We start from the raw sequence: 8,859 nt of genomic DNA, 5'->3' as shown, positions 1-8,859 counted from the left end.
AAACCCAACTCAAGCGCCTCCAGAATCTTCCCCAACACCGCCTCCTCATCCCCCATAAACTCATTATTCCAGAAGCGCAACACCCGCCACCTTTGCAACTCTAGCCACGCTGATCTCCTTGCATCATACCCCGCCCGCTCATCATGCTGTCCACCGTCCAACTCCACCGCCAGGTAAGCAGCACAGCAGGCAAAATCGAGAATATACGGCCCCACCGGATGCTGGCGACGGAACTTGTAACGCGCAAAACGGCGGTCACGGAGTAAATACCATAACCGACGCTCCTGTGGAGTTAGCTGGCGTCGTAACTGACGAGCGAAATCATGTTTAGTGTCCATTAGCGCACTCTGCCCATGATGAAGAGTGTTGTCAGAATGGCATTTCCGTTGTGGAATCCTGCTTCAGAAAATATCGCCAGACGCCTTATTCTCTTTTCAACTTCCAAATCACCAAACGGTATATAAAACCGTTACTCCTTTCGTCTCCGTTATAAATACACTGGTGCTCAGAGAGTCTTCAAACGATAGGGTGCGCAATGGCTATGACGTTACTGAAAAAAAGATACCTGGCGCTGGCCGCTTCAATGCTGCTGGTGGCACAAGCACAGGCGACGGAGCTGTTAAACAGCTCTTATGACGTCTCCCGTGAGCTGTTCGCCGCCCTGAATACGCCGTTTGAACAGCAGTGGGCGAAGGACAACGCGGGTGACAAGCTGACTATTAAGCAGTCTCACGCCGGTTCTTCCAAGCAGGCGCTGGCTATTTTGCAGGGCTTAAAAGCTGACGTTGTAACTTATAACCAGGTGACCGATGTGCAGATTCTGCACGACAAAGGCAACCTGATCCCGGCTGATTGGCAGTCTCGTTTGCCAAATAACAGCTCGCCGTTCTACTCGACCATGGCGTTCCTGGTGCGTAAGGGCAACCCGAAGCATATCGAGAGCTGGAATGATCTGGTGCGTCCGGACGTGAAGCTGATTTTCCCGAACCCGAAAACCTCCGGCAACGCGCGCTATACCTATCTGGCAGCGTGGGGCGCCGCGGACCAGGCTGACGGCGGTGATAAAGCCAAAACTCAGCAGTTTATGACCCAGTTCCTGAAAAACGTTGAAGTGTTTGATACCGGCGGCCGTGGCGCGACCACCACTTTCGTGGAGCGCGGTCTGGGCGATGTGCTGATCACCTTCGAGTCTGAAGTGAACAATATCCGTAAGCAGTATGAAGATCAGGGCTTCGAAGTTGTGGTGCCGAAGGTCAACATTCTGGCGGAGTTCCCGGTCGCGTGGGTCGACAAAAACGTCAAGGCTAACGGTACCGAGAAGGCGGCGAAAGCCTACCTGAACTATCTGTATAGCCCGCAGGCGCAGACCATCATCACCGACTACTACTACCGCGTGAACAACCCGCAGGTGATGGACAAGCTGAAAGACAAATTCCCGCAGACCGAACTGTTCCATGTGGAAGACAAATTTGGCGCCTGGCCTGAAGTGATGAAAACGCATTTCGCCAGCGGTGGTGAGTTAGACAAGCTGTTAGCGGCGGGGCGTAAGTAATGTTTGCTGTTTCTTCCAGACGCGTGCTGCCGGGCTTTACCCTGAGCCTCGGCACCAGTCTGCTGTTTGTTTGTTTAATTCTGCTGCTGCCGCTGAGCGCGTTGGTCATGCAACTGGCGCAGATGAGCTGGTCGCAGTACTGGGATGTGATTACCAACCCGCAGGTGGTGGCGGCCTACAAAGTGACGCTGCTGTCGGCGTTTGTGGCTTCGATTTTTAACGGCGTGTTCGGCCTGCTGATGGCGTGGGTGTTAACCCGCTACCGTTTCCCGGGCCGTACGCTGCTGGACGCGCTGATGGATCTGCCGTTTGCGCTGCCAACGGCGGTGGCGGGCCTGACGCTGGCGTCGCTGTTCTCGGTGAACGGCTTCTACGGTGAGTGGCTGGCGAAGTTTGATATTAAGGTGACCTACACCTGGCTCGGCATCGCGGTTGCGATGGCGTTCACCAGCATCCCGTTTGTGGTACGTACCGTTCAGCCGGTGCTGGAAGAGTTAGGCCCTGAATATGAAGAAGCGGCGGAAACGCTGGGCGCTACGCGCTGGCAGAGCTTCCGTAAAGTGGTGCTGCCGGAACTTTCTCCTGCGCTGGTGGCGGGCGTCGCGCTGTCGTTCACCCGCAGCCTCGGCGAGTTTGGCGCGGTGATTTTTATCGCCGGGAACATTGCCTGGAAGACGGAAGTGACCTCGCTGATGATCTTTATTCGCCTGCAGGAGTTTGATTATCCAGCGGCGAGCGCGATTGCATCGGTTATCCTCGCGGCCTCTCTGCTGCTGCTGTTCTCCATCAATACCTTGCAAAGTCGCTTTGGTCGACGTGTGGTAGGTCACTAATGGCGGAAGTTACTCAATTGAAGCGCTATGACGCACCCCGCATCAACTGGGGTAAATGGTTTCTGATTGGTACCGGGATGCTGGTTTCGGCCTTTATCCTGCTGGTGCCGATGATCTACATCTTCGTCCAGGCTTTCAGCAAAGGGTTGATGCCGGTGCTGCATAACCTGGCCGACCCGGACATGCTGCACGCCATCTGGCTGACGGTGATGATTGCGCTGATTACCGTGCCGGTAAACCTGGTGTTCGGCGTGCTGCTGGCATGGCTGGTGACGCGCTTTAACTTCCCGGGTCGTCAGTTGTTGCTGACGCTGCTGGATATCCCGTTTGCCGTCTCGCCGGTCGTCGCGGGTTTGGTTTATCTGCTGTTTTACGGTTCCAACGGCCCACTCGGCGGCTGGCTGGATGCGCATAACCTGCAAATTATGTTTGCCTGGCCGGGCATGGTGCTGGTCACCATCTTTGTGACCTGCCCGTTCGTGGTTCGTGAATTGGTACCGGTAATGCTGAGCCAGGGCAGCCAGGAAGACGAAGCGGCGGTGCTGCTTGGCGCTTCCGGCTGGCAGATGTTTAAACGTGTCACGTTGCCAAATATTCGCTGGGCGCTGCTGTACGGCGTGGTGCTGACTAACGCCCGCGCAATCGGTGAGTTTGGCGCGGTGTCGGTGGTCTCCGGCTCGATTCGCGGCGAGACCCTGTCGCTACCGTTACAGATTGAACTGCTGGAGCAGGACTACAACACCGTCGGTTCTTTTACCGCCGCCGCGTTGCTGACCCTGATGGCTATTTTGACCTTGTTCTTAAAGAGTGCGTTGCAGTGGCGTTTGCATAATCAAGAAAAACGCGCGCAACAGGAGGGAAATCATGAGCATTGAGATTGCCAATATTAAGAAGTCTTTTGGTCGCACCCAGGTGCTGAATGATATCTCTCTGGATATCCCTTCCGGCCAGATGGTCGCGCTGCTGGGGCCGTCCGGCTCCGGGAAAACCACGCTGCTGCGCATTATTGCCGGGCTGGAGCACCAGACCAGCGGGCATATTCGCTTCCACGGCACCGACGTCAGCCGCCTGCACGCGCGCGATCGTAAAGTGGGATTTGTGTTCCAGCACTATGCGCTGTTCCGCCATATGACGGTGTTCGACAACATCGCCTTTGGCCTGACGGTGCTGCCGCGTCGCGAGCGCCCAAACGCCGCAACCATTAAAGCAAAAGTCACCAAACTGCTGGAGATGGTGCAGCTCGCCCATCTGGCAGACCGCTACCCGGCACAGCTTTCTGGCGGACAAAAACAGCGCGTGGCGTTGGCTCGTGCGCTGGCGGTGGAGCCACAGATTTTACTGCTCGACGAACCGTTCGGCGCGCTGGATGCGCAGGTACGTAAAGAGCTGCGTCGCTGGCTACGTCAGCTGCATGAAGAGCTGAAATTCACCAGCGTCTTCGTCACCCACGATCAGGAAGAAGCGATGGAAGTTGCTAACCGCGTGGTGGTGATGAGCCAGGGTAATATCGAACAGGCCGATGAGCCGGATCAGGTATGGCGCGAGCCAGCCACCCGCTTCGTACTGGAGTTTATGGGGGAAGTGAACCGTCTGCAGGGCACCATTCGCGGCGGGCAGTTCCACGTTGGCGCACACCGCTGGCCGCTGGGCTATACGCCGTCCTATCAGGGGCCGGTGGATCTGTTCCTGCGTCCGTGGGAAGTGGACGTGAGCCGTCGTACCAGTCTCGATTCCCCGCTGCCGGTTCAGGTGCTGGAAGCCAGCCCGAAAGGTCACTACACCCAATTAGTTGTCCAGCCTCTGGGGTGGTATCACGAGCCGTTAACGGTGGTGATGCGCGGGGACGACGCGCCGCTGCGTGGCGATCGTCTGTTTGTGGGCTTGCAGAACGCACGCCTCTATCACGGCGACCAGCGTATTGAGTCCCATGAGACGCTTGCTCTGGCAGAAACGGCCTGATAGCTTAATCGCACGTGGTTTTGCCGGGTGGCGCTACGCTTACCCGGCCTACAACACAATATTGACAGGCCCGGTAAGCGAAACGCAGCCGGGCTTTTTATTGGACAGCAGAAGTGAATACATTAGAACAAACGATCGGCAACACGCCGCTGGTCAAATTACAACGTCTGGGGCCGGATAACGGCAGTGAAATCTGGATCAAGCTGGAAGGCAACAACCCAGCGGGGTCGGTCAAAGACCGCGCGGCGCTGTCGATGATTGTCGAAGCCGAAAAACGCGGTGAAATTAAGCCGGGTGATGTGCTGATTGAATCGACTAGCGGTAATACCGGCATTGCGCTGGCGATGATTGCGGCGCTCAAGGGCTATCGCATGAAGCTGCTGATGCCCGACAACATGAGCCAGGAACGCCGTGCGGCAATGCGCGCCTACGGTGCCGAGCTGATTCTGGTCACTAAAGAACAGGGGATGGAAGGGGCGCGTGATTTAGCCCTTGAAATGGCCCAGCGCGGCGAAGGCAAGCTGTTGGATCAGTTCAACAATCCGGATAACCCGTACGCGCACTACACTACAACCGGCCCGGAAATCTGGCAGCAGACGGCGGGGCGCATTACCCATTTCGTCTCCAGTATGGGCACCACCGGGACGATTACCGGCGTGTCGCGCTTTTTACGCGAGCAGGACAACGCGGTGACTATCGTTGGCCTGCAGCCGGAAGAAGGCAGTAGTATTCCAGGGATTCGCCGTTGGCCTGCGGAATATATGCCGGGCATTTTTAACGCCAGTTTGGTTGACCAGGTGCTGGATATTCACCAGAACGACGCGGAAAACACCATGCGTGCGCTGGCGGTGAAAGAAGGCGTGTTCTGCGGCGTGAGTTCCGGCGGCGCGGTAGCCGGGGCTATTCGCGTAGCCGAACAAAACCCGGGAGCAGTGGTGGTGGCGATCATCTGCGATCGCGGCGATCGCTACCTTTCAACCGGCGTGTTTGGCGAAGAGCACTTCAGCCAGGGCGCGGGGATTTAAACTTCCGGATTATCCAGCAGGTCTGTGCCGTAGGAGTTATCTACGGTGCAGAGCCAGCGGCCTGCGAACTTTTGAAAAACGTAGGTAGCGCGGCGCGTAACCTGCGTTGACTCTCCCTGCGCTAACGGAATATCCAACCGGGTTTCCATAATCACCAGCGCGTTATCACCGCCTTCAATAATCTCCATTCGCCCCTGCGTCACCACCAGTCGGTGCTGAAAGTAGTCGGCGATGGCAATAAACGCTTTGCGAATACTCTCTTTGCCGCTAACGACCATGCCCGGTTTGACCACCAGGGTGGCGTCGTCGGCATAGTATTCCATCAGCGTGGCGTAGTCCTCCTGCGAGATGGCGCGGTCGCAGGCTTCGATAACGGCTTTAAGCGATGATGCTGGCATGGATTCTCCTTGGCTAGGGGGATTTCCCCGGCGGCGCTGCGATTAGCCGGGCTACGGGGGCGGACTCGTAGCCCGGACGAGGCGAAGCCGACTCCGGGGAACTACTGGGTCAGCTTATCAAGGAATGCCCATAACTTCTGGTTCATTTCGCGATAATCGTGCGCGCGCATCTCCTCCACCGAGCGGATAAACGGTTTGCCTTTGGCCTCCGCCAGTTCCTGCTCGGAATGCTGAATCAACCCTTCGACGGCGTCAGCGGTAAATTCCATATGGCACTGGAAACCATAAACCTTATCGCGATACTGAACGATTTGGCGCGGGCAGCCAGCGCTTTCGGCCAGGATTACTGTGTCTGCCGTCAGACCTGGCATATCGTTGTGCCAGTGGCCTACGGTTAACGGTGAGCCAAAATGGCTGAATAGCGGGTGTTCGAGCCCGGCTGCGGTGAGCGTAATCGGGTAGTGGCCGATTTCTTTATTTGGGCTCTGCTGTACCTCTGCGCCCAGCGCTTCGCCAATCAGCTGCGAGCCAAGACAAATCCCGACCACGATACGCCCAGCGTCAATCGCCTGGCGAATCAGCCGCTGCTCGGCTTTCGAATCAAAATAGGGGCACTCGGCAAGAGTGGTGCGCGGTGACTGCGGGCCGCCAAAGACCACCAGCATATCAAACCCGTCGGCGTTCTCCGGCACAGTGTTACCGGCGTAAACGTGGGTCTCGCTAACGTTATGGCCGCGCGTAGCAGCCCAGGGCAGGTAGGCTCCCGCAGATTCAAATGATTCGTGGATAACAAAATGGACGCGCACGGAAGTTCTCCTGTTAGCGGCTTAGCGCCTGACGAATATCGCCAGCTAGCCGGTTGATGTCGTTGTCGTTGAGTGTTGAAAGCGTAATGCGCAGGCCCTGCGCCGGAGACTGTACGCCAAAAGCATCGCCTTCGCGCACCAGCCAGCCGGATTTGGCGAGCGTAAAAGCCATGTCCTGGCTGGAGTCCGTAAGCGGTAGCCAGAAGTTCAGGCCATCGCCGTGGGCAATATGGGTTATCCCTTGCGCACGTAGCGCCTGCGCCATTTTTTGTTGCTGCCCGGCGTAAAACTGTCGGGTCTGCTCGAGGGATTGCTGGAAATCTGTGTCGCTTAAGCAGGCGTAGACCAGATCCTGCAGCAGATGGCTGACCCATTGACTACCGGCGTTAAGCCGCAATCTCAGCTTCGCCGAGGTAGCGGTATCGCTGGCGACAAAAGCTAGCCGCAGATCCGGGCCTAACGTTTTCGACACTGAACGAACCACCGACCAGTGCTGTGTTTGCGGTGCAATCACCGGGTGCCAGGGCGCTTCGGCGAGCAGGGCAAAGTGGTCGTCTATTATCACCAGCGTTTGCGGGTAACGGCTCAGCACCTGTTGTAATGCGGCGGCGCGGGTGGCGCTCAGGCTGCACCCGGTGGGGTTATGGGCGCGTGGCGTCAGGATTACGGCACGAGCGCCTTTACTCAACGCCTGCTCCAACTGTTCTGGTTGCATCCCTTCACGGTCAATGCTGACCGGGCTGGCGTTAAAGCCGCTGTAGCGTAGCATGCTGATGCTGCTCAGAAAGCAGGGGTCTTCGACGGCAACGCTGTCGCCTGGCAGCAGGTGGGCGCTCAGCAGGCGCTCAATAGCATCAATCGCCCCGCTGGTGAGGTCGATTTCTCCAGCTACGGGCATAACATCCTGCATCCACTGCGCCGCCCAATCGGCCAGCGCTGGTGATACCGGCGTATCGCCGTACAGACGCGGCGTGCTGCTGATGCGTGAGAGGTACTGCGCCAGGTTTGGCAGTCGTTTCGTTGCGGGATTACCGCTGGAGAGATCGGTAAGCGGCGTATGCGGATTACCGCCTTCCATCGCCACCGGAGCGACGGTCTCTTTAACCACGGTGCCGTTACGACCCAGGCTCAGCGCCAGCCCGGAGGTCACCAGCCGCTTATAGGCGGACGCCACCGTGTTGCGGTTCACGCCAAGCTGGGTAGCCAGTTCACGCACCGGCGGCAGCGTTTCTCCCTTCGCTAATGTCCCGCGGGTGATATGCTGACGAATACTGTCAAAGATTTCGTTGGCGCTTTTTCCGTCGATCATTATTGACCTATGACAAAATGAATTTTAGCATATGACGATAATAGTGAGGCGTTAGCCCGCTGTCCAGAGTCAGAGGAGAAGTAGATGGGGCAGGATAGTGAGATACAGTCGGTGCTCTTCAACGATACGCACCGGGCATTACAGACGGACATCGTGGCCGTTCAGTCGCTGGTGGTCTACGGCAGCGTAGGTAACAGCATTGCGGTACCCGCGATAAAATCCCACGGCCTGAGGGTGACTGCCGTGCCGACGGTGCTGTTCAGCAACACGCCGCACTACGAGACGTTCTACGGCGGCGTCATTCCCGGTGAGTGGTTCGGCGGCTATCTGAAGGCACTGAATGAGCGTGATGCGCTGCGTGAACTGAAGGCGGTCACCACCGGCTATATGGGCAGCGCGGAGCAAATTGCGCTACTGGCCGAGTGGCTGAAAACGGTACAGGTATCGCACCCGGATATCTGCATTCTGGTCGACCCGGTCATTGGCGATGTCGATAGCGGTATCTACGTGAAGGCGGAAATTCCGCAAGCCTATCGTACCCATTTGTTGCCGCTGGCGCAGGGGCTAACGCCGAACGTGTTCGAGCTGGAAATGCTGAGCGGCAAGCCGTGCCGTACGCTGGATGAAGCGGTTCTGGCGGCAAAATCTTTACTCAACGATACGCTGAAGTGGGTGGTGATCACCAGCGCGCCAGGACGGACGGAAAACAACATTACCGTCGCCGTTGTGACACCGGAAGCGGTAGAGGTGATTGAACACCCGCGTCTGGAAACGGACTTAAAAGGCACCGGCGATCTGTTCTGTGCTGAGCTGATTAGCGGCATCGTACAGCAACAGCCGCTCGCCGCCGCGGCACATGCGGCGGCAGAACGGGTGCTGGCAGTGATGAGTTGGACGCAGAAATGCGGTTGTGATGAGCTAATACTGCCGCCGGCAGGGGAGGTGCGATGAAGTGTTATCGTCTGGTTATTCGGCAT

Annotated in this window: 10 protein-coding genes; 6 read left to right on the top strand and 4 right to left on the bottom strand. The window is 57.4% G+C overall.

Translation table 11 applies throughout. The annotated features are described in order from the left end of the window. Positions 1–338: endonuclease domain-containing protein (locus GKAS_RS21405; RefSeq protein WP_035897293.1), on the bottom strand; the 338-nt coding region annotated here is incomplete at its 3' end. Between the two features lie 197 nt (positions 339–535). Between GKAS_RS21405 and GKAS_RS21400 the strand changes: the two genes are divergently transcribed. The 5 genes from GKAS_RS21400 to cysM all read left to right on the top strand — a co-directional run bounded on the left by GKAS_RS21400 (position 536) and on the right by cysM (position 5,369). Beyond that, on the top strand, positions 536–1,552 hold the full coding sequence (locus GKAS_RS21400) for a sulfate ABC transporter substrate-binding protein (protein ID WP_035897292.1): 1,017 nt from the start codon (positions 536–538) through the stop codon (positions 1,550–1,552). Beyond that, positions 1,552–2,385, top strand: coding sequence for a sulfate/thiosulfate ABC transporter permease CysT (cysT, locus tag GKAS_RS21395; RefSeq protein ID WP_035897290.1), 834 nt, complete (start codon positions 1,552–1,554; stop codon positions 2,383–2,385). Before GKAS_RS21400 ends, cysT begins: the two co-directional genes overlap by 1 nt. Beyond that, complete coding sequence (gene cysW / locus GKAS_RS21390; protein ID WP_035897289.1) at positions 2,385–3,260, top strand: sulfate/thiosulfate ABC transporter permease CysW; 876 nt, start codon at positions 2,385–2,387, stop codon at positions 3,258–3,260. Before cysT ends, cysW begins: the two co-directional genes overlap by 1 nt. Continuing rightward, complete coding sequence (gene cysA / locus GKAS_RS21385; protein WP_035897287.1) at positions 3,250–4,344, top strand: sulfate/thiosulfate ABC transporter ATP-binding protein CysA; 1,095 nt, start codon at positions 3,250–3,252, stop codon at positions 4,342–4,344. The genes cysW and cysA overlap by 11 nt, the downstream gene beginning before the upstream one ends. 113 nt (positions 4,345–4,457) lie before the next feature. Then, on the top strand, positions 4,458–5,369 hold the full coding sequence (gene cysM, locus GKAS_RS21380) for a cysteine synthase CysM (RefSeq protein WP_035897285.1): 912 nt from the start codon (positions 4,458–4,460) through the stop codon (positions 5,367–5,369). On the opposite strand, the gene GKAS_RS21375 is transcribed toward cysM, so the two are convergent. The 3 genes from GKAS_RS21375 to ptsJ all read right to left on the bottom strand — a co-directional run bounded on the left by GKAS_RS21375 (position 5,366) and on the right by ptsJ (position 7,882). Then, on the bottom strand, positions 5,366–5,767 hold the full coding sequence (locus GKAS_RS21375) for a YybH family protein (RefSeq protein ID WP_035897283.1): 402 nt from the start codon (positions 5,765–5,767) through the stop codon (positions 5,366–5,368). The two genes, cysM and GKAS_RS21375, sit on opposite strands and share 4 nt — an antisense overlap. 101 nt (positions 5,768–5,868) lie before the next feature. Beyond that, positions 5,869–6,573, bottom strand: coding sequence for a type 1 glutamine amidotransferase (locus GKAS_RS21370; RefSeq protein WP_035897281.1), 705 nt, complete (start codon positions 6,571–6,573; stop codon positions 5,869–5,871). Positions 6,574–6,586: 13 nt separating this feature from the next. Next, complete coding sequence (ptsJ, locus tag GKAS_RS21365; RefSeq protein WP_035897280.1) at positions 6,587–7,882, bottom strand: MocR-like B6 salvage transcription factor PtsJ; 1,296 nt, start codon at positions 7,880–7,882, stop codon at positions 6,587–6,589. Positions 7,883–7,966: 84 nt separating this feature from the next. Between ptsJ and pdxK the strand changes: the two genes are divergently transcribed. Next, positions 7,967–8,833, top strand: a complete 867-nt coding sequence (gene pdxK, locus GKAS_RS21360) for a pyridoxine/pyridoxal/pyridoxamine kinase (RefSeq protein WP_035897278.1) — start codon at positions 7,967–7,969, stop codon at positions 8,831–8,833. Positions 8,834–8,859 lie beyond the last annotated feature (26 nt).

The sequence above is a fragment of the Kluyvera ascorbata ATCC 33433 genome (assembly GCF_000735365.1).
GTDB classification, from domain to species: domain Bacteria; phylum Pseudomonadota; class Gammaproteobacteria; order Enterobacterales; family Enterobacteriaceae; genus Kluyvera; species Kluyvera ascorbata.
The sequence above is the reverse complement of the archived record's forward strand: the minus strand, read 5'-3'. Positions and strand labels throughout refer to the sequence as shown.